The sequence below is a fragment of the Microbacterium martis genome, assembly GCF_047246685.1.
Classification (GTDB): Bacteria; Actinomycetota; Actinomycetes; order Actinomycetales; family Microbacteriaceae; genus Microbacterium.
This window is the reverse complement of record NZ_JBFOKT010000004.1, coordinates 187,272-205,115: the sequence shown is the minus strand read 5'-3', so window position 1 is coordinate 205,115 and position 17,844 is coordinate 187,272. Positions and strand designations below refer to the sequence as shown.

Genomic DNA, 17,844 nt, shown 5'->3' with positions numbered 1-17,844 from the left:
GGTTCACTCGACGGTGGTTGTGCGCTGCCTGACGCGGTACCGTCGACGTATGGGGACGGAAGCGCGTCATCTGGTGTCAGTCGCGGTCGGGGCCGAACTCGAAAGAGCGGGTCGGTCGCGGCACTGGCTCGCCGACCGGGCCGGCATCGATGCCCGCCGCCTCTCGGAGGCGCTTCATGGCCGCGACGACTTCACGGTGGCTGATCTGGCCGCCATCGCGGCGGCGCTCGACGTCCCGGTGAGCGCGCTGACGCCGAGTGCGGATCCACCGCACCGGTGACGCGGGTAGCGTGGAGGCATGAAGACAGTGCCGTTCGGATCCTCCACCGCCCCCGCCGTCGTCGCCGGGATGATGCGCATCGATGACAAGGACGATGCCCACATCCGCGATCTGTACGAGGCCGCACGTGCCTCGGGCATCGACTTCTTCGACCACGCCGACATCTACGGCGGATCGATGCATCACTGCGAGACGAGGTTCGCCGAGTCGCTGCAGCTGAGCGCCGCCGAGCGCGATGAGATCGTGCTGCAGACCAAGTGCGGCATCGTTCCCGACCAGGGGATGTTCGACTTCTCCTACGAGCACATCGTCGCCCAGGTCGAAGGGTCGCTCGCCGCCCTCCGGACGGATCGGATCGACGTGCTCCTGCTGCACCGGCCCGACGCTCTCGTCGAGCCGGAAGAGGTCGCCCGGGCCTTCGACGAACTCGAATCGTCCGGCAAGGTCCGTGCGTTCGGCGTGTCGAACCACACCCCGCGACAGATCGACCTGCTCCGCACGGCCGTGCGGCAGCCGCTCATCGCCAACCAGCTGCAGCTGTCGATCACGCATGCGCCGATCATCGCGCAGCCGATCGCGACGAACATGGCCGGCGAGGATCAGAGCATCGTGCGCGACGGCGGCGGCATCGTCGAGTACTGCCGCATCAACGGCATCACCGTCCAGGCGTGGTCGCCGTTCCAGGGCGGGTTCTTCACCGGAGTCTTCCTCGGCAACCCGGAGTATGCCGAGCTGAACGCCGTGATCGACCGTCTGGCCGACGCGTACGGGGTGCCGCCGATCGCCGTCGCCACCGCCTGGATCACCCGCCACCCCGCGAACATGCAGGTGGTGCTGGGCACGACGACGCCGGAGCGGGTCCGCGACGCGGCCCTCGGGTCCGACATCGTCCTCACCCGCGCCGAGTGGTACGAGCTGTTCCGCGCCGCCGGACATCTGCTCCCGTAGACCGGCATCGTCTACCCTGATCCCATGTCGTTCCTGCTCTCGCTCCTCGTCATCGCCCTGATGATCGGTGCGCTCGTCGACATCATCAGGCGCGACGACTCCCAGGTGAAGCATCTGCCCAAGATGCTGTGGGTCTTCATCGTGATCCTGATCCCCCTGATCGGCAGCCTGCTCTGGTTCGTGATGGGGCGGGAGTACGACGAGGCCGGCATCCGGATGCCGCGCGTGCGTCGAGCCGAACGGGCCGCAGGGCCCGTGCACGTGCAGCCCGCGCCGCCTCGGGACCTGCGCACGACGGAGCAGCAGATCGCCGATCTCGATCGCGAGATCGAGGAATGGCGGTTGCGCGAGGAGATCGAGAAGCGCCGTCGCGAGGGCGGCGAGTCGTCTTAGGGGCCCGCGTCCTGGGCGGCCGCCGCACGGTCGAACGACTCCCGCACGGCTGCCTCGAGCGTCGGATACCGGAAGACGAATCCCGCTTCGGTGAGCTTCTCGGGTAGCACCCACCGACTCTTCAGGACCAGCTCGGTCTCGGTGCGGATGCCGATGGCGCCGAGTTCCAGCATCCACCTCGGCATCGGTACCCCGATGCGGACGCCCAGCACCCGTCGGACGGTCGCCATGAACTCGCGGTCGTCGACGGGATGCGGGGCGGAGGCGTTCACCGGTCCCTCGAGCGTGGGCGTCCGTTCGAAGAAGTCGATCGCGCGCGCGACGTCTTCGACGTGCACCCAGCTGAAACGCTGCCGACCTCGGCGGGCGCCGGGGAGGTGTGCGGTTCCGGCCGCTCGCCGCCCCCGGCTGACCGGCCAGCGGCCGTCGTGATGGGCCCCGCCGAGACCGAGGCGCGAGAGCGTCTTCAGCGGCTCGAGGACTCCGCCGTGGCCGAGGACGATGGCGCTGCGCAATGCGATGCGACGTGTCGCCGGGAGGTCGTCGGCGAAGAGGGCCTGCTCCCACGCCCGTGCCACGTCGACCGAGAACCCTGAGCCGATCTCGCCCGTCGACTCCGTCATCGGCCGATCCTCCGCATGCCGGTAGACGGTGGCCGTCGACGAATTGACCCAGAGGGGCGGCGGAGCCGCCGCCCGCGCGATGGCACGGCTCAGCGACGCCGTGGTGTCGACCCGCGATCTCACGATCTCCGCGCGGTTGGCGGGGGTGTAACGGCAGTTGACGCTCTTGCCCGCCAGCCCGATGACGAGGGACGCGCCGTCGACCGCGCGGTCGATCGCCGCCTGGTCGCTCCACCGGATGTCGGCCCCCGCGCGGGAGACGGTCACCACTTCGCGCCCCTGGCGTCTCCAGCGCTCCTGCAGGTATCGCCCCATGAATCCGGTGGATCCCCCGATGACCACCCGGTCTGCGCTCATACGGCTGCCTCCTCGTCTGTGCCGGGTGACCGCAGCAGGCGGTCGAGAAGAGCGAGCGCCTCGTGCTGGGGAGCAGCGTCGTCGAGCAGCCACTGCGTCTGAAGGCCGTCGGATGCCGCGACGACCAGTGCGGCGACGGCATCCGGATCGACGTCGTCGCGCAGGCGGCCGCGGCCCTGCTGCTCGCGCACGGTGGCCGCGAACCGGGCGCGAAGGTCGGCGAACCTGGTCGTCGCGAACTCCCGTGCCACGGGGTGACCGTCCTCAAGCGCGGAGGCGACCAGGCTGGAGTACAGCTGGACGAGGCCGGGGACCTCGCGATTGGTGCGCGCGGATTCGATCATCCGCTCCACCGGGGTCGCGTCGTCGGGCACGGTCTCGTGGCGGTGGGCGGGCGCGTTGCTCTCCTCGTACACGGACACGAGGAGTTCCTCGAGGGAGCCGAAGTAGTGCGTGAGGGCGGCATGGGTGACGCCGACCTCGCGCGCGATGGCGCGGAGGCTGGTGCGATCGGCACCGCGTGCGGCGAAGACCTCGATGGCCCGATCGAGGATCTCCTGCCGCCGCGCGATCCCCTTGGCGTACGCGCCGCGCGGGCGGGGGCTCTCGTCGTCGGGCATGGCCGCAGTCTATCCAACCAAAACTTCCGTGTGGAGGTATTCGCTGGTAACGTGCTGTTCGCGGACGACGATCCGCGCGTCGCCGATGACCGAAGGAGCCGACCGATGACGATTCAGACCTCCCTGCAGCTGTTCACCATCAAGGACCAGCTGGACGCCGACCTCGAGGGGGCGCTGGCCGCGGTGGCCGCGCGCGGGTTCACCGCCGTCGAACCCTACGACTTCGTCCGCCGGGCGGAGCCGCTCGCGCAGGCGCTGTCGGCGGCCGGACTGAAGGCGCCGTCGGGGCACGCGTTCCTCGCGTCGCCGTCGTTCGTCAATCCCGACGGGAGCGGCACGGACCGCTCCGTGCCGTCACCCGCCGAGGTGTTCGACGCCGCGAAGGTGCTGGGCATGACGACGGTGATCGATCCGTACACCGAACCCGCCCGCTGGAAGACGGTCGCGCAGATCGAGGAGACCGCTCGTCTGCTGAACGAGGCGGCCGAGATCGGAGCCGGGGCCGGCATGCGCGTCGGGTACCACAACCACGCGCACGAGCTCGAGGCGGTCTTCGACGGCGTCACCGGACTCGAGGTCCTCGCCGGTGCCCTCGACGAGCGCGTCGTGCTCGAGGTCGACCTGTACTGGGTCGCTCGCGGCGGCGTCGACCCGGTCGCGCTGCTCGAGAGGCTGGGCGACCGCGTGATCGCCGTGCACGCGAAAGACGGCACCCTCGACCCCGCCCTCCTCGACGCGTATCCTCCGGCCGACCAGGTCCCCGCGGGCGAGGGCGCCGTGCCGCTCGCGGCGGCGATCGCCGCGGCATCCGCTCTCGAACTCGCGATCGTCGAGTTCGATCACTACGACGGCGATCTCCTCGACGCCGTCGAGCGCAGCCGTGCGCACCTCGACCAGATCGTGGCCCGCTGATGGCGGTGGGAGGAGGCCCGGTCGGCGTCGGTCTCATCGGTGCGGGCAACATCAGCGACCAGTACCTGACGAACCTCACCGCGTTCCCGGACGTGCGCGTGCTCGCGGTCGCCGATCTGATCGAGGAGCGGGCGAGGGCGCAGGCGGAGAAGTACGGCGTGCCGCGGGCCGGCGGAGTGGATGTCGTCCTCACCGATCCCGACATCGACATCGTGGTGAACCTCACCCTTCCCGCGGTCCACGTCGAGGTGTCGGAGGCCATCCTCGCGGCCGGCAAGCACGTCTGGACCGAGAAGCCGATCGGAGTGAGCCGTGAGGAGTCGCGGCGGCTGCTGCAGGCGGCGGATGCCGCCGGACTGCGCATCGGCGTCGCCCCCGACACGGTGCTGGGTCCCGGGGTGCAGACGGCGAAGCGCGCGATCGCCCGGGGCGACATCGGCCGACCTCTGTTCGCGCAGACGACGTTCCAGTGGCAGGGGCCTGAGATCTTCCACCCGAATCCCGCCTTCCTCTACGCCAAGGGTGCCGGGCCTCTGCTCGACATGGGGCCGTACTACGTCTCGACGCTCGTGCACGTGTTCGGTGCGGTCGCATCGGTCGCCGCCCTCGGCCTGCAGGGATCACCGACGCGCCGTGTGCAGGTCGGCGAGCTCGCGGGGCAGGAGTTCCCGGTCGAGATCCCGTCGACGCTGAGCGTGCTGATGGACTTCGAGGGGGGCGGTCAGGCGCAGAGCATCTACAGCACCGATTCGCCCATCGTGCGGCAGGGGATCGTCGAGGTCACCGGCACCGAGGGCACGCTCGTGATCCCCGACCCGAACACCTTCGGCGGCGAGATCACCATCACCCGACCGCTGCGCCGTCGCTTCGTGCCGCCCGAGCCGGTCGAGCAGGAGGTCGTCGACGTCGCGCAGGAGGGTGTGCTCGGAGGCCGCGGAATCGGACTGCTCGACATGGCCAGGTCGATCGCGGCCGGACGCCCGCACGTCGCCACGGGGGAGTTCGGGTATCACGTGCTCGACACGCTGCTGTCGATCGAGGAGGCCGCGGAGTCCCGGCGGTTCGTGCCGGTCGAGAGCACGCTCGATCAGGTCGGCGCGCTCGACGCCGACTTCGACCCCTTCGAGGCGACCTTCGGCGGATCGGCCACGTAGGCGTCGACGTTCGCCGGCGACAGCACCTCGCGGGCGACCATGATCGCCGCACCGAGCACGGCGGCGCGGTCGCCCGCCTGGGACTGCACGATCGCGAGATGCTGCGTCGCCAGCGGGATGCTGCGGCGGTAGACGACCTCGCGCACGCCGGCGAGAAGATGCTCGCCGGCGCGCGCGATGCTTCCGCCGAGCACGATGATCGACGGGTTGAGCAGATTGACGACGGTGGCGAGCACCTCGCCGACATCCCGGCCGGCCTGCCGCGCCGCCTCGATCGCGGCCGGATTGCCCGCGCGCACGAGATCGACCACGTCGGACGCGCTGTGCACGTCGTGTCCTTCATCGCGCAGGGTGACCGCGAGCGCCGACCCGCTGGCGAGGGCCTCCAGGTCGCGTTCGTCGCCCGGTTCCCGCGTCGATCCCGCCCCGGTCGGCACCTGCACGTGACCCATGTCGCCGGCGGAGCCCTGGGCTCCTCGCTGCAGCTGCCCGCCGGCGATGATGCCGGCTCCGATGCCGGTGGAGACCTTGACGAAGATCAGGTCGTCGACCTGCGGCCAGCTCGTCGCCTGCTCGCCGAGGGCGAGGATGTTGACGTCGTTGTCGACGAGCACGGGCACGGCGAAGGTGCGCTGCACGTAGCCCGGGACGTCGAATCGGTCCCATCCCGGCATGATCGGCGGGTTGGTGGGTCGGCCGGTGGAGTGCTCGACCGGTCCGGGCACTCCGATGCCGACGCCGAGCAGGGGGAGGCCGACGGCCGGTGCGTCGTCGAGCAGCGCCCGCCCGTCGGCGAGGATGACGTCGAGCAGGGCCTCCGGGCCCTCCCCGATGTCGATCGCGCGCGTGCGGGCGTCGAGGATGACCCCCGCCAGGTCGGCGACGGCCACCGTGGCATGCGTCGCTCCGAGGTCGACGGCCAGCACGAGGCCGGCCCGGGGGTTGAAGGCCACGCGGGCGGGCGGTCGCCCCCCGGTCGACGCCGCCTCGCCGGCGGGGCGGAGGAGATCGGCGGCGAGCAGCGCGTCGACGCGCAGGGCGACGGTCGATCGGGCGAGACCGGTGAGGGCGGCAAGCTCCGCCTTGGTGCGGGCGTGCCCGTCGCGCAGGATCTGAAAGATCTCTCCCGCTCCGGGCGCCGGCGCCGGAGCCGGCCGCAGCACGTCAACCATTGGGTCAGTAAACCACAGGCTTTCGCCGCTCGGGCGGCAAACTTCGAATTGCGATTGAACAACTTTTGACGATGGACTAGCAAAAGGTGCGGATGCTGTGTCAGACTCGCCCCATGACAACGGATGTCACTGACACCGGTCTCGGGACGATCCGAGCCGGCATCCTCGGCGGAGGGTTCATGGCGCGCGTGCACCGCACGGCGTCCCGCGACGCGGGCGGCGAGCTGCGGGCCGTGGCCACCAGCTCCGTCGCCGGCGGCCGTGCCGCCGCTGCCGCGCTGGGCGCGGACCGCGCCGAGCCGGACGCCGCCGACCTCCTGGCGGCCGCCGACATCGACGTCGTGCACATCTGCACCCCGAACGCGACGCACGCCGACCTCGCCCTCCGGGCCCTCGCGGCCGGCAAGCACGTCGTGTGCGAGAAGCCGCTCGCCACGACCGCCTCCGACGCCCGTCGTCTCGCCGAGTCGGCCGCGGGTCGCGGCCTCGTCGCCGCCGTCCCCTTCGTCTACCGCTACCACCCGATGATCCGCGAAGCGCGCGCACGCATGCACCGCGGCGAGGTCGGGGAGCTGCTCACGCTCGACTGCTCGTACCTGCAGGACTGGATGCTGCTGCCGGGCGACGACGACTGGCGGGTGCAGTCGACCGCCGGCGGGCCGTCACGCGCGTTCGCCGACATCGGGTCCCACCTCTGCGACCTCATCGAGTTCGTCATCGGCGAGAGGATCACCTCGCTCAGTGCACGCACCCGGCGGGTCTTCGCCGAGCGCGGCGGACGCGCGGTGGACACCGAGGACATCGTCGCCCTGCTCGTCGAGACCGAGTCCGGCGCGCTCGGCACGCTGCTCATCTCGCAGATGGCCCCGGGGCGCAAGAACGCGCTCACCCTGGAACTGCACGGCTCGGCGCAGACCCTCCGCTTCGAGCAGGAGCGACCGGAGGAGCTGTGGATCGGCGCACGCGCCGATTCCCGACTGCTGCTGCGCGACCCCGCCACCGCCGACCCGGATGCCGCTCGACTGCAGCGCGTGCCGGCCGGGCACGCCATGGGCTACCAGGACGCCTTCAACGGATTCATGGCCGATGTGTACGCCGCCATCGCCGGCGAGACGCCCGACGGGCTGCCGACCTTCGCCGACGGCTACCGATCCGCCGTGCTGACCGAGGCGGTGCTGGAGTCGGCGGCGCAGGACGGCCGGTGGGTACGGCCGTCGGAGACGAACGCGATGCAACCCCTGGAGGTGCAGGCATGACCGCGACGACCACGCAGCCGGTGCTCGCCGTCGACGGCGTCCGCAAGTCGTTCTTCGGCGTCGAGGTGCTGAAGGGCATCGACTTCGACGTGCGTCCCGGCGAGGTCCACGGCCTGGTCGGCGAGAACGGCGCGGGCAAGTCGACGCTGATGAAGATCATCGCGGGCGTGCAGCCCGCCGACGAGGGCACCGTGACGTATCTCGGCGAAGAGGTGCATCACGCCCACCCGCGCCAGGCGATGGATGCCGGCATCGTCACCGTCTTCCAGGAGTTCACGCTCCTTCCCGAGCGCACCGTCGCGCAGAACGTGTATCTCGGACGCGAGCCGCGCCGCCGAGGTCTCGTCGACACCGCCGCCATGAACAGCCGGACGGAGCAACTCCTGACCGATCTCGGCGTCTCGTTCATCGATCCGCAGGCCCGGGTGGGGTCGCTCACGGTCGCCGAGCAGCAGATCGTCGAGATCGTCAAAGCCCTGTCGTTCGAGGCGCGGGTCATCTCGATGGACGAGCCGACGGCGGCGCTCAGCGACCACGAGGTCGAGCTGTTGTACGCGATCATCCGCAAGCTCACGTCGCGCGGCGTGGCGGTCATCTACGTCTCGCATCGCCTGAAGGAGATCTTCGACCTCTGCGATCGCATCACGATCCTCAAGGACGGCGCCCTCGTCTCCACCGACGAGACCGCCGCACTGACCACCGAGGAGCTGGTGCGCCGCATGGTCGGCCGGTCGATCCAGTCGTACTTCCCCGACCCGCTTCCGGGCACCGCCGTCGGCGAGCCGAGACTCGAGCTCGACGGATGCGGCAACGCCTTCGTCGACGGGGTCTCGCTCACGCTGCGCGCGGGGGAGATCGTCGGCGTCGCAGGACTGCAGGGCTCGGGGCGCACGGAGCTGGTCGAGGGCATCTTCGGCATCCAGGGCTTCGCGCGCGGGTCGATGCGCATCGACGGCCGACCGGTGCGCATCACCAGCGCCCGCGCGGCCGTGCGGGCCGGTCTCGCCCTGGTCTCGGAAGACCGCAAGGCCCAGGGCCTCGCCCTCGGGCAGTCGGTGCTCGACAACGCGCTGCTGGTCGTCCGCAGCGTGTTCGCCGGCCGCACCCCGGCGTCGCGCCGAGAGGTGCCCGGCATCCTGAGCTCTCTCGAGATCAGCGCGCGCGGACTCGACCAGGAGACCCGCTTCCTCTCCGGAGGCAACCAGCAGAAGGTCGTCCTCGCGAAGTGGCTGCTCACCCGGCCGCAGGTCGTCCTGTTCGACGAGCCGACGCGCGGGATCGACGTCGGCGCGAAGTACGCCGTCTACCAGCTCATGCGCGAGCTCGCCGCCCAGGGCACGGCGGTGCTCATGGTCTCGAGCGAACTGCCCGAGGTCATCGGCATGAGCGACCGCATCCTGGTCATGCACGACGGCGAACTGGCCGCAGAGCTGCCGGCCGGCGCGGCCGAGCACGAGATCCTCGGGGCGGCGACGGGCGCCGCGCATCCCGGCCCGACCAGCGAAGGAGGCCTCCGATGAAGCGTCTGCGGATCGACTCGACCGTCATCGTCCTCGGCATCCTGATCCTGGCGATCATCGTGGGCGCCATCCTGGTGGCCACGGTGGGGCGCAACTTCCTCAGTGCGGGCAACATCCGCGACATCCTCACCGGCATGAGCGTGCTCGGTCTCGTCGCGATCGGGCAGACTCTGGTCGTGCTCGGGGCGTCGCTCGACCTCTCGGTCACCTACGTCATCAGCCTCTCGAGCCTGCTGGCCGCGACCATCATGAACGGCAACCCGGGCAACATCCCGGCCGCCGTCGGCGTCACGCTGCTGGTCTGCGCGGGCATCGGCCTCGTCAACGGGGTCATCGTGACGGTGCTGAAGGTCAACGGATTCATCGCGACCCTCGGCGTCGGGCTCATCCTCCAGGGGATCCTCAACACGAACTTCGAGGGCTCGGCGGGCAACGTGCCCTGGGCGTTCCAGCTCATCGGAGCATCGGGCCTCGGACCGGTGCCCGTCTCGACGATCATCATGATCGCCATGGCCGTGCTGGTGTGGTTCCTGCTCACCCGCACCCGCACCGGCGCCCACCTCTACGCGGTCGGCGGGGATCCCGAGATCGCGCGCCTGTCGGGCGTGCGCACCCGCCCGCCGCTGATCGCCGCGCACGTGCTGTGCTCGATCTTCGCGGGCCTGGCCGGACTGCTCCTCGCCAGCCGCCTCGGCGTCGGCAGCCCGACCGTCGGCCAGCAGGGCGGCTACGCCCTCCTCTCCGTCGCCGCGGTCGTGCTCGGAGGGACCCTCCTCCTCGGCGGACGCGGCTCGGTGTGGGGCACGCTCGGAGGAGTCGCGATCCTCGCGGTGGTCGACAACGTGATGAGCGTCATGCAGGTCAACCCCTTCCTGAAGGACGTCGTCCGCGGCATCGTCATCGTCGCAGCGGTCGCCGTCTACAGCCGCCGTGCCATCGCACGTCGCCGTCCGCGCTTCGGCGCCGGCGGGACGAGGACCGGAGGAGACGACGCCGCGAAGGCGGCCGAGCCCGAGATGGCGGCGGCCGCCTCGCACCTGGCCGATACCACCCCCGCCACGGAAGGAGGACGAGCATGAACGCGCTGCGCACGCTCGTGAGTCCGCGGGGGGCGGTTTTCCTGCTGCTGGTCATCCTGCTCGTCGCGGTGATGGTCCTCAACCCGAGCTTCGCCGAGCCGGGCCAGCTCATGCGCTTCATCCAGCGCGTGGCGCCGATCGCCATCGTCGCGATCGGGCAGTACTTCGTCATCATCGCCGGGGAGTTCGACCTGTCGCAGGGATCGCTCATCACGGCGCAGGTGATCATCGCCGGCAACCTCGTCGGACAGGACGACTCGCGCACCGTGCCGGTGCTGCTGCTCATGATCGTCTTCGGCGCGGTGATCGGCCTCGTCAACGGCGTCATCACCACCCTGCTGAAGGTGCCCTCGTTCATCGTGACGCTCGGCATGATGCTCGCCCTGCTCGGTGCGGTGATGTGGTGGACCGGGGGAGCGGCGACCGGGAACCCGGCCGACAGCTTCCGCGAGATCGGCCGTGGCGGCATCCGCGATGTCCCGTTCCTCGAGTTCGTCCCCTGGGCGGTGTTCCTGCTCATCGCCTGGCTCGCGCTCGGCATCTGGATCACCAAGCGTCCGCTCGGCAAGCTGCTCATCGCCGTGGGCGACAACGCCCGCGCCGTCGACTACGCCGGTGCCCGCAGCGCCTGGGTCACCACCCGCGCCTTCGTCATCTCGTCGCTGTCGGCGACCCTGTCGGCCGTGCTGCTCGTCGGCTACGCCGGCGTGCACCCGTCGGTCGGCCGCGGCTACGAGTTCGTGGCCATCACCGCGGTCGTCCTCGGCGGTGTGGTGCTCGGCGGCGGGCGCGGCTGGATCGTCGCTGCGGCGGCGGGCGCTTTCGCCCTCGAAGCGCTCTTCATGCTGCTGAACATCGCCGGCGTCCCGTCGACGCTGCGCGACGCCGTGCAGGGCGTCATCATCATCGCCGCCGTCGCCTACTCGGCGGTCGCCTTCCGCGCCCGCCGCCGGCGCAGCCCCCAGGCTCCTGCGGACCCCGTGCCCGCAGAACCCGTAACAACCCGCACCATCCATATGGAAACCAGCACCACCCACACAGAAACAAGAGGAGATTGACAATGCGACGATCGATGAAGATCGCCACCGCCGGGGTGGCCCTCTTCGGCCTCATCGCGCTCGCCGGGTGCACCACCGACCCGTCCGTGGCGCCCGCCGAATCGGAGAATCCGGACGAGTCCGCCGAGACGACCGAATGGTTCGACCAGGAGCTCTTCGACAAGCAGGACGAGGAGCGGGGCATCGAGCCGGAGGGCCCGGCCGACGAGCCCTACCTGCAGTACATCAACGCCGAGATGGTCGACACCGCCGAGTACGCCAGCGAGGGGGCCAAGAAGGCCTGCTTCGCGAACGCCTCGATCTCGAACCCGTGGCGCCAGACCGGCTGGATCACGATGAACGAGCAGCTCAAGGCGCTTCAGGAGGCGGGAGCGATCAGCGAGATGGAGACGCGCGACGCGCAGGACTCCGACGACACGCAGATCGCCGACATCGACTACTTCATCGCCGAGGGCAACTGCGACGTGTTCCTCATCTCGCCCAACAGCACCGCGGCGATGACCCCCGCCGTCGAGCGGGCATGCGAGACGGGCAAGCCGGTCGTCGTGTTCGACCGCGGCGTGAACACCGACTGCCCGGTCACGTTCATCCACCCCATCGGCGGCTTCGCCTGGGGCATCGACACCGCCGAGTTCCTCATCGACAACCTCGAAGAGGGCGACAAGGTCGTGGCACTGCGCATCCTCCCTGGTGTCGACGTGCTCGAGCACCGCTGGGCGGGCGCGCAGAAGCTGTTCGACGAGGCCGGCATCGAGGCCGTGGACTACTTCACCGGCGCCGACCCCGCGGAGATCAAGAGCATCATCAGCGACGAACTCGCCAAGGGCGACGTGCAGGGCATCTGGATGGATGCCGGTGACGGCGCGGTCGCGGCGATCGAGGCCTTCGAGGACGCGGGAGCGGACTACCCGGTCATGACCGGGGAGGACGAGATGAGCTTCCTCCGCAAGTGGAAGGACACCGGCCTCACGGGCCTCGCGCCGGTGTACTCGAACTTCCAGTGGCGCACGCCGCTCCTCGCCGCGCAGAAGATCTTCGCGGGTGAAGAGGTGCCGAAGGAGTGGGTGCTGCCGCAGAAGCCGATCACCGAGGGAGAGCTCGACCAGTACCTCGAGGCGAACGAGGGCATGCCCGACGGGCACTACGCCAAGTTCGGCGGCGAGAACCTGCCGGGATACCCGACGGTCTGGCAGGAGCGCCAGATCCCGTAAGGTCACGGCAAGACGCGTTTCGTCTCGTCGCTCCGCTCCTCGCTCGACGACCGGGAACCCTCGGTCGTCGAGCGAGCGGAGCGAGACGGAACGCCTGCTCCGTTCCGCTTCTCGAGAGAAGAGCACACATGCCCCGCACGCTGGCCGTGAACACCTGGGTCTGGACGTCGCCGCTCACCGATGCGACGCTCGAACCGCTCGCGCGGAAGGCCGCCTCCCTCGGCTACGACGCTCTCGAGCTGCCGCTCGAGAACCCCGGCGACTGGGACCCTTCCCTCGCACGGGAGGTCCTGGACGGCCTCGGGCTGGGTGGGCTGGTGGTCGGAGCCATGGGCCCCGGGCGCTCCCTGGTCGCCCGAGCCGGAGACGTCGCGGCGACGCAGGAGTACCTGCGGAGCTGTCTTCGCGCGGCATCCGTTCTCGGCTCGCCCGTCGTGGCCGGACCCTTCTATGCGCCGACGGGTGTCACCTGGCGCATGGATGCCGACGAGCGCGCCGCCGTCGTCGCCGAGGTGCGCGAGAGCCTCGCACCACTCGCCGCCGAGGCCGCTGCAGCCGGCGTCACCGTCGCCGTCGAGCCGCTCAATCGCTACGAGACCAGCGTGCTCAACACCGTCGAACAGAGTCTCGATGCCCTCGCGCCGCTGCTCGGCGCGGGCGTCGGCCTCGCCCTCGACACCTATCATCTGAACATCGAGGAGAAGAAGCCCGCCGACGCCATCCGATCCGCGGGTGCGGCGATCGCGCACGTGCAGGTGTGCGGCAGCGATCGCGGCGCCGTCGGCGACGATCACACCGACTGGCCGGGCATCCTCCGCGCTCTCGACGACGCCGACTACCGCGGTGCGCTCGGTCTCGAGAGCTTCACGGGGGAGAATGCCACCATCGCGGTGGCCGCGTCGGTCTGGCGTCCGCTGGCCCCCAGCCAGGACGAGCTGGCCGCCCGCAGCATCTCCGCCCTCCGAGCATGGGAGCACGCATGAGCACTCGTCCTGTCACCCTGTTCACCGGCCAATGGGCGGACCTGCCCTTCGAAGAGGTGGCGCGACTCGCCGCCGAGTGGGGGTACGACGGTCTCGAGGTCGCGGCATCCGGCGATCATCTCGACCTGCGGCGCGCGGACGAAGACGACGCCTATGTCGCCTCGCGCCGCGAGATTCTCGACCGGCACGGATTGAAGATCTTCGCGATCTCGAACCACCTCGCCGGCCAGGCCGTGTGCGATGCGCCGATCGACTTCCGGCACCAGGCGATCCTCCGCGACTACGTGTGGGGCGACGGCGAGGCCGAAGGAGTCCGGCAGCGGGCGGCGGACGACATGAAGCGAGCGGCGCGCGTGGCGCGCAAGCTCGACGTCGACACGGTGGTCGGGTTCACCGGCTCGTCCATCTGGCCCTATGTGGCGATGTTCCCGCCGGTGCCGGCATCCGTCATCGAGGGCGGATTCGACGACTTCGCCGCCCGCTGGAACCCGATCCTCGACGTCTTCGACGGCGAGGGCGTGCGATTCGCGCACGAGGTGCACCCGGGCGAGATCGCCTACGACTACTGGTCGAGCGTGCGCGCGCTGGAGGCGATCGATCACCGGGAGGCGTTCGGGTTCAACTGGGACCCGTCGCACATGATGTGGCAGAACATCGACCCGGTCGGCTTCATCGTCGACTTCGCCGAGCGGATCTACCACGTCGACTGCAAGGACACCCGGATGCGGCCGCACAACGGTCGTGCCGGCGTGCTCGGCTCGCACCTGCCGTGGGGCGACCCCCGACGAGGATGGGACTTCGTCTCGACCGGACACGGCGACGTGCCGTGGGAGGACGCGTTCCGCGCCCTCGACGCGATCGGCTACGCCGGCCCCATCTCGATCGAGTGGGAGGATGCGGGGATGGACCGGTTGCACGGCGCCCCCGAGGCCCTGCGCCACGTGCGGTCGCTGCTGTGGCCGAAGCCCGAGGCCTCGTTCGACGCCGCCTTCAGCAACCAGTGACCGCCTCGGACTCAGGAGCTCCATGCCGATCCAGCACACCGTCGTCTTCCGGCTCGTCCACCCGGCCGGCTCGGCCGAGGAGCGCGAGTTCCTCGCCACGGGCCAGGCCGTGCTGAACTCGATCCCCGGCGTCGCCGACTTCACCATCCGCCGTCAGGTGAGCGCGAAGAGCGACCTCGCCCATCAGTTCTCGATGACCTTCGCCGATCAGGCGGCCTACGACGCCTATGACGCTCACCCCGCGCACCGTGCCTTCGTCGCAGAGCGCTGGGTGCCGGAGGTCGCCGCCTTCCAGGAGTACGACTTCGTGGAGTGACCGACCCCGGTCAGGGCTCGCGCAGCTTCACGAGGCGCTCGTGCCCCGTCTCCTCGAGCTCGGCGATGTCGTCGCGCGACTTCAGGAAGTCGGAGAACGAGCGGTAGCCGAGGGCCTTCTCGCTGAACGACGGGTCCATGCGCCGCATGTGGGTCTTGACCGCCGAGCTGTGCAGCCACTCGTCGGCGTCGGCCTTGTCGTGCCCGAGGCGGAGGGCGCGCTCGAGCAGCCGCGTCGCGTCGCCCTGATCGTCGACCTTCGCGGCAGGTGCGGCCTTCGACTTCGCGCGACGCGTCGTCTTGCTCTTCGTGACGTCGGTCGCCGCCTCGACGGCCGGCTCGGCCTCCGACGGCACGGCGACGGTCGCCGGGGCGGCCTTGGCCGGACGCACCACGCCCGGCAGCGAGTCGTAGGCCTCGAACTCGTCGCAGGCCGCGGCCAGCGACTTCGCCGTGGACCCCGCGACTCCGACGCCGATGACATAGCGGCCGAGGCGCTTGCATCGCTGCGCGAGCGGCACGTAGTCGCTGTCGCCCGCCACGATCACCACATGGGTGAGGTCGGGAAGGCGGAACATGTCTTCGACGGCGTCGACCGCGAGGCGGATGTCGGCGCCGTTCTTGGCATAGGCCGCGGCCGGGAAGAGCTGCACCAGGTCGACGGCACGGGCGACCAGCTGGGAGCGGTACTCGGCGTTCACCGGCGACGACCAGTCCGCATACGCCCGGGTCAGGACGAGGGTGCCGAAGGATGCCGCATAGTCGATGATGGCGCCCACCTCGATCATCGCCCGGTTGAGACGCTCGGCGACCTCGGGATCGTTGGGGTTCTCGGTGATGCGCTGACGATCCTTGCCGTAGGCGTTCCGCCCGTGCACACGGTCGTACCAGGAGATGACGATGTTGTCGAAGTCGAGGTAGACGGCGACGCGCGCATCGGTCGTCTCAGCCATGGCTCGCCTCCTCCCGGGGGTAGCGCACACCGATCTGCGCGCGCACCTCGTCGAGCGTGCCCATGATCTCGACGCTCTCGGCGATGGGCAGGATGTCGCCCTCGAGGATGCCGTCGCGCACGAGGCGCTCCGCGTTCAGCGCCTGGTACTGCATGCCGCGGCCGTCGACCTCGGAGATGTACTCCTCGTGCACCGTGCCGTCGGTCAGCACGACGCGGAACGACGTGGGGGAGTACCAGACCCGGTCGATGTCGATGCGCGCCTTCGTGCCGATGATGCTCGCGGCGTTGGGCCCGGCGGCCCGAGAGGACGACAGGCTGGTGGAGATCGCCCCGCCCTCGTGGGTCATGACGGTGGCGACCTCGGCGTCGGCGCCCGTCTCGATCAGACGGCCCATCGCGCGGATGCCGGTGGGCGCGCCGAGGATGTCGTGGATGAACGAGATCGGGTAGATGCCGAGGTCGAGCAGGGCGCCGCCGCCCAGGGCGAGATCGTTCAGGCGGTGTGCCGGGTCGGTGGGCAGCGACTGCGTGTGATCGGCCGTCACCGCGCGGATCTCTCCGAGTGTGCCCTCGGCGATGATCTCGCGGATGCGGATCATGTGCGGCAGGTACCGCGTCCACATCGCCTCGGTGACGAGCAGACCCTTCTCGGCGGCGAGGCGCTGCAGGTCCTCCGCCTCGGCGCGGTTCAGCGTGAACGCCTTCTCGGCGATGACGTGCTTGCCGTTCTCGAGTGCCAGGCGCGCGTTGTCGTGGTGCATGGGGTGGGGCGTGCCGATGTAGATGATGTCGACGTCGGGATCGGCGACGAGAGCCTCGTACGACGGGTGCGCGTGGGCGATGTCGAAGCGAGCAGCGAACTCGTCGGCCGACTCCTGCGAGCGTGAGCCGACGGCCACGAGGTCGAGCCCTGCGGTGCGCAGATCGGAAGCGAACGAGGCGGCGATGCCGCCGGTGGCGAGGATTCCCCAACGAAGACCAGTCATCGTCTCAGCGTAGAGGGTGCGACCGGTTCTGGACGTGCGCTCAGGGCACGAGGATGATCTTGCCGTCGGCGGCGCCGGTCTCCATGAGCTCGTGCGCGCGCGCCGCCTCGGCGAGCGGGAGCTCCGGACCGAGCTCGATCGTGAAGTCGCCCGCGGCGAGCAGCTCGACGGTCTTCTCGAGCGCTTCGGCGCGCCAGGCGAGCTCCTGCTCGGTCAGCGGGACCGGCGACCCGCCGGAGAAGGCGCGGATGCCGAACGAGGCGGCATCCGGACCTCGCACGATCGTCGCGATCCGCTCGCGGTCGGCGACCAGGGCCAGCGACGTCTCGATCGCCTCGTCGGTGCCCGCGCAGTCGAGCGCCACGGTGACCGGGGCCGGTGCGGCGTCGCGCACGCGCTGCAGGAGTCCCTCGTCGTAGCTGATCGGGATCGCGCCGAGCTCGCGCAGGAGGTCGTGACGAGCGGGGCTCGCGGTCGCGATCACCGTCGCCCCCTCGGCCACGGCGAACTGCACGACGGCCTGACCGACCGAGCCCGACCCGCCGTGCACGAGGAGCACGTCGCCGCGGGTGACCCCGAGCGATCGCAGCGCCTGGAGGGCGGTGCCGGCGGGGATCCCGATGGCGGCGGCCTCGGCCACCGTGACCGCGTCGGGAAGCAGGACCAGCTTCTCGGCCGGTACGGCGATCGCCGACGCGTAGGTTCCGCGGGTGTCGCGGATCGCGACGCGGTCGCCGACGGCGAACCCCTCGACGCCCTCGCCGACCAGCTCGACCACGCCCGCCCCGTCGAACCCCACGGGGCGCGGCTCGGTGATCTCGGGCGACGGACGCGCGCCGCTGCGCAGCTTCGCGTCGATGGGGTTGGCGCCGGCCGCCTCGATGCGCACGACGACCTCGCCGCGGGCGGCGATGGGATCGGGGATCTCCATCTCGTGCAGGACAGCGGGGGAGCCGAACTCGGTGTAGACGATCGCGCGGGCCATGGGACCCAGGCTACTCGCGCTGCGTTTCGTCTC

19 protein-coding genes are annotated in these 17,844 nt (G+C 70.4%); 13 read left to right on the top strand and 6 right to left on the bottom strand.

The annotated features are described in order from the left end of the window. The first annotated feature begins 49 nt into the window (after positions 1 to 49). Genes AB3M90_RS15920 through AB3M90_RS15910 form a run of 3 tightly spaced genes read left to right on the top strand, consistent with a single transcriptional unit; the run spans position 50 to position 1,621 of the window. Positions 50 to 280 (top strand): helix-turn-helix domain-containing protein, encoded by a 231-nt coding sequence (locus AB3M90_RS15920; protein ID WP_412953811.1) that lies wholly within the window; start codon positions 50 to 52, stop codon positions 278 to 280. An 18-nt stretch (positions 281 to 298) separates the two neighbouring features. After that, the gene (locus tag AB3M90_RS15915; protein ID WP_412953808.1) at positions 299 to 1,228 is read left to right on the top strand and encodes an aldo/keto reductase; all 930 of its coding nucleotides are present in this window, start codon (positions 299 to 301) and stop codon (positions 1,226 to 1,228) included. Positions 1,229 to 1,252: 24 nt separating this feature from the next. Then, positions 1,253 to 1,621, top strand: a complete 369-nt coding sequence (locus AB3M90_RS15910; protein WP_412953802.1) for a PLD nuclease N-terminal domain-containing protein — start codon at positions 1,253 to 1,255, stop codon at positions 1,619 to 1,621. Here the strand turns inward: AB3M90_RS15910 and AB3M90_RS15905 are convergent. Together AB3M90_RS15905 and AB3M90_RS15900 are read right to left on the bottom strand one after the other, a co-directional pair. Continuing rightward, the gene (locus AB3M90_RS15905) at positions 1,618 to 2,601 is read right to left on the bottom strand and encodes an epimerase (RefSeq protein ID WP_412953800.1); all 984 of its coding nucleotides are present in this window, start codon (positions 2,599 to 2,601) and stop codon (positions 1,618 to 1,620) included. The genes AB3M90_RS15910 and AB3M90_RS15905 overlap by 4 nt on opposite strands. Then, a complete protein-coding gene (locus tag AB3M90_RS15900; RefSeq protein ID WP_412953798.1) occupies positions 2,598 to 3,221 on the bottom strand; it encodes a TetR/AcrR family transcriptional regulator in 624 nt (207 codons plus the stop codon). The genes AB3M90_RS15905 and AB3M90_RS15900 overlap by 4 nt, the downstream gene beginning before the upstream one ends. A gap of 105 nt (positions 3,222 to 3,326) precedes the next feature. On the opposite strand from AB3M90_RS15900, the gene AB3M90_RS15895 reads away from it, so the two are divergent. Together AB3M90_RS15895 and AB3M90_RS15890 are read left to right on the top strand one after the other, a co-directional pair. Continuing rightward, entirely contained in the window at positions 3,327 to 4,133 is an 807-nt protein-coding gene (locus tag AB3M90_RS15895) for a sugar phosphate isomerase/epimerase family protein (protein ID WP_412953796.1), read from the top strand. Further along, a complete protein-coding gene (locus AB3M90_RS15890) occupies positions 4,133 to 5,287 on the top strand; it encodes a Gfo/Idh/MocA family protein (protein WP_412953793.1) in 1,155 nt (384 codons plus the stop codon). The genes AB3M90_RS15895 and AB3M90_RS15890 overlap by 1 nt, the downstream gene beginning before the upstream one ends. Here the strand turns inward: AB3M90_RS15890 and AB3M90_RS15885 are convergent. Then, positions 5,221 to 6,459, bottom strand: a complete 1,239-nt coding sequence (locus tag AB3M90_RS15885; RefSeq protein ID WP_412953792.1) for an ROK family transcriptional regulator — start codon at positions 6,457 to 6,459, stop codon at positions 5,221 to 5,223. The genes AB3M90_RS15890 and AB3M90_RS15885 overlap by 67 nt on opposite strands. Before the next feature lie 113 nt (positions 6,460 to 6,572). Here AB3M90_RS15885 and AB3M90_RS15880 point away from each other — a divergent pair, with 113 nt between their 5' ends. The 8 genes from AB3M90_RS15880 (at position 6,573) to AB3M90_RS15845 (ending at position 14,886) form a co-directional block, all read left to right on the top strand. Beyond that, a complete protein-coding gene (locus AB3M90_RS15880; RefSeq protein ID WP_412953789.1) occupies positions 6,573 to 7,715 on the top strand; it encodes a Gfo/Idh/MocA family protein in 1,143 nt (380 codons plus the stop codon). Further along, a complete protein-coding gene (locus tag AB3M90_RS15875; protein ID WP_412953787.1) occupies positions 7,712 to 9,235 on the top strand; it encodes a sugar ABC transporter ATP-binding protein in 1,524 nt (507 codons plus the stop codon). The genes AB3M90_RS15880 and AB3M90_RS15875 overlap by 4 nt, the downstream gene beginning before the upstream one ends. Further along, positions 9,232 to 10,314 (top strand): ABC transporter permease, encoded by a 1,083-nt coding sequence (locus AB3M90_RS15870; protein ID WP_412953785.1) that lies wholly within the window; start codon positions 9,232 to 9,234, stop codon positions 10,312 to 10,314. Before AB3M90_RS15875 ends, AB3M90_RS15870 begins: the two co-directional genes overlap by 4 nt. Next, the gene (locus tag AB3M90_RS15865) at positions 10,311 to 11,372 is read left to right on the top strand and encodes an ABC transporter permease (protein ID WP_412953782.1); all 1,062 of its coding nucleotides are present in this window, start codon (positions 10,311 to 10,313) and stop codon (positions 11,370 to 11,372) included. The genes AB3M90_RS15870 and AB3M90_RS15865 overlap by 4 nt, the downstream gene beginning before the upstream one ends. A 14-nt stretch (positions 11,373 to 11,386) precedes the next feature. Further along, positions 11,387 to 12,583 (top strand): substrate-binding domain-containing protein, encoded by a 1,197-nt coding sequence (locus tag AB3M90_RS15860; protein WP_412953780.1) that lies wholly within the window; start codon positions 11,387 to 11,389, stop codon positions 12,581 to 12,583. Positions 12,584 to 12,711: 128 nt separating this feature from the next. Beyond that, positions 12,712 to 13,566, top strand: a complete 855-nt coding sequence (locus AB3M90_RS15855) for a sugar phosphate isomerase/epimerase family protein (protein WP_412953779.1) — start codon at positions 12,712 to 12,714, stop codon at positions 13,564 to 13,566. Continuing rightward, a complete protein-coding gene (locus AB3M90_RS15850) occupies positions 13,563 to 14,570 on the top strand; it encodes a sugar phosphate isomerase/epimerase family protein (RefSeq protein ID WP_412953776.1) in 1,008 nt (335 codons plus the stop codon). Before AB3M90_RS15855 ends, AB3M90_RS15850 begins: the two co-directional genes overlap by 4 nt. Before the next feature lie 22 nt (positions 14,571 to 14,592). Next, complete coding sequence (locus AB3M90_RS15845; protein WP_412953774.1) at positions 14,593 to 14,886, top strand: Dabb family protein; 294 nt, start codon at positions 14,593 to 14,595, stop codon at positions 14,884 to 14,886. Positions 14,887 to 14,896: 10 nt separating this feature from the next. Here AB3M90_RS15845 and AB3M90_RS15840 read toward each other — a convergent pair whose 3' ends face one another. From AB3M90_RS15840 to AB3M90_RS15830, 3 genes are read right to left on the bottom strand one after another with little or no spacing between them, the layout of a single operon-like run. Continuing rightward, positions 14,897 to 15,838, bottom strand: a complete 942-nt coding sequence (locus tag AB3M90_RS15840) for an NYN domain-containing protein (protein ID WP_412953772.1) — start codon at positions 15,836 to 15,838, stop codon at positions 14,897 to 14,899. Next, the gene (locus AB3M90_RS15835) at positions 15,831 to 16,826 is read right to left on the bottom strand and encodes a Gfo/Idh/MocA family protein (protein WP_412953769.1); all 996 of its coding nucleotides are present in this window, start codon (positions 16,824 to 16,826) and stop codon (positions 15,831 to 15,833) included. The genes AB3M90_RS15840 and AB3M90_RS15835 overlap by 8 nt, the downstream gene beginning before the upstream one ends. Positions 16,827 to 16,866: 40 nt before the next feature. Next, a complete protein-coding gene (locus AB3M90_RS15830) occupies positions 16,867 to 17,811 on the bottom strand; it encodes a quinone oxidoreductase family protein (protein ID WP_412953766.1) in 945 nt (314 codons plus the stop codon). Positions 17,812 to 17,844: the final 33 nt, after the last annotated feature.

What these genes read in the sequence shown, in the direction of transcription:
- AB3M90_RS15920 (WP_412953811.1), top strand. Translation starts at nt 50, where the DNA reads ATGGGGACGGAAGCGCGTCATCTGGTGTCAGTCGCGGTCGGGGCCGAA.
- AB3M90_RS15915 (WP_412953808.1), top strand. Translation starts at nt 299, where the DNA reads ATGAAGACAGTGCCGTTCGGATCCTCCACCGCCCCCGCCGTCGTCGCC.
- AB3M90_RS15910 (WP_412953802.1), top strand. Translation starts at nt 1,253, where the DNA reads ATGTCGTTCCTGCTCTCGCTCCTCGTCATCGCCCTGATGATCGGTGCG.
- AB3M90_RS15905 (WP_412953800.1), bottom strand. Translation starts at nt 2,601, where the DNA reads ATGAGCGCAGACCGGGTGGTCATCGGGGGATCCACCGGATTCATGGGG.
- AB3M90_RS15900 (WP_412953798.1), bottom strand. Translation starts at nt 3,221, where the DNA reads ATGCCCGACGACGAGAGCCCCCGCCCGCGCGGCGCGTACGCCAAGGGG.
- AB3M90_RS15895 (WP_412953796.1), top strand. Translation starts at nt 3,327, where the DNA reads ATGACGATTCAGACCTCCCTGCAGCTGTTCACCATCAAGGACCAGCTG.
- AB3M90_RS15890 (WP_412953793.1), top strand. Translation starts at nt 4,133, where the DNA reads ATGGCGGTGGGAGGAGGCCCGGTCGGCGTCGGTCTCATCGGTGCGGGC.
- AB3M90_RS15885 (WP_412953792.1), bottom strand. Translation starts at nt 6,459, where the DNA reads ATGGTTGACGTGCTGCGGCCGGCTCCGGCGCCGGCGCCCGGAGCGGGA.
- AB3M90_RS15880 (WP_412953789.1), top strand. Translation starts at nt 6,573, where the DNA reads ATGACAACGGATGTCACTGACACCGGTCTCGGGACGATCCGAGCCGGC.
- AB3M90_RS15875 (WP_412953787.1), top strand. Translation starts at nt 7,712, where the DNA reads ATGACCGCGACGACCACGCAGCCGGTGCTCGCCGTCGACGGCGTCCGC.
- AB3M90_RS15870 (WP_412953785.1), top strand. Translation starts at nt 9,232, where the DNA reads ATGAAGCGTCTGCGGATCGACTCGACCGTCATCGTCCTCGGCATCCTG.
- AB3M90_RS15865 (WP_412953782.1), top strand. Translation starts at nt 10,311, where the DNA reads ATGAACGCGCTGCGCACGCTCGTGAGTCCGCGGGGGGCGGTTTTCCTG.
- AB3M90_RS15860 (WP_412953780.1), top strand. Translation starts at nt 11,387, where the DNA reads ATGAAGATCGCCACCGCCGGGGTGGCCCTCTTCGGCCTCATCGCGCTC.
- AB3M90_RS15855 (WP_412953779.1), top strand. Translation starts at nt 12,712, where the DNA reads ATGCCCCGCACGCTGGCCGTGAACACCTGGGTCTGGACGTCGCCGCTC.
- AB3M90_RS15850 (WP_412953776.1), top strand. Translation starts at nt 13,563, where the DNA reads ATGAGCACTCGTCCTGTCACCCTGTTCACCGGCCAATGGGCGGACCTG.
- AB3M90_RS15845 (WP_412953774.1), top strand. Translation starts at nt 14,593, where the DNA reads ATGCCGATCCAGCACACCGTCGTCTTCCGGCTCGTCCACCCGGCCGGC.
- AB3M90_RS15840 (WP_412953772.1), bottom strand. Translation starts at nt 15,838, where the DNA reads ATGGCTGAGACGACCGATGCGCGCGTCGCCGTCTACCTCGACTTCGAC.
- AB3M90_RS15835 (WP_412953769.1), bottom strand. Translation starts at nt 16,826, where the DNA reads ATGACTGGTCTTCGTTGGGGAATCCTCGCCACCGGCGGCATCGCCGCC.
- AB3M90_RS15830 (WP_412953766.1), bottom strand. Translation starts at nt 17,811, where the DNA reads ATGGCCCGCGCGATCGTCTACACCGAGTTCGGCTCCCCCGCTGTCCTG.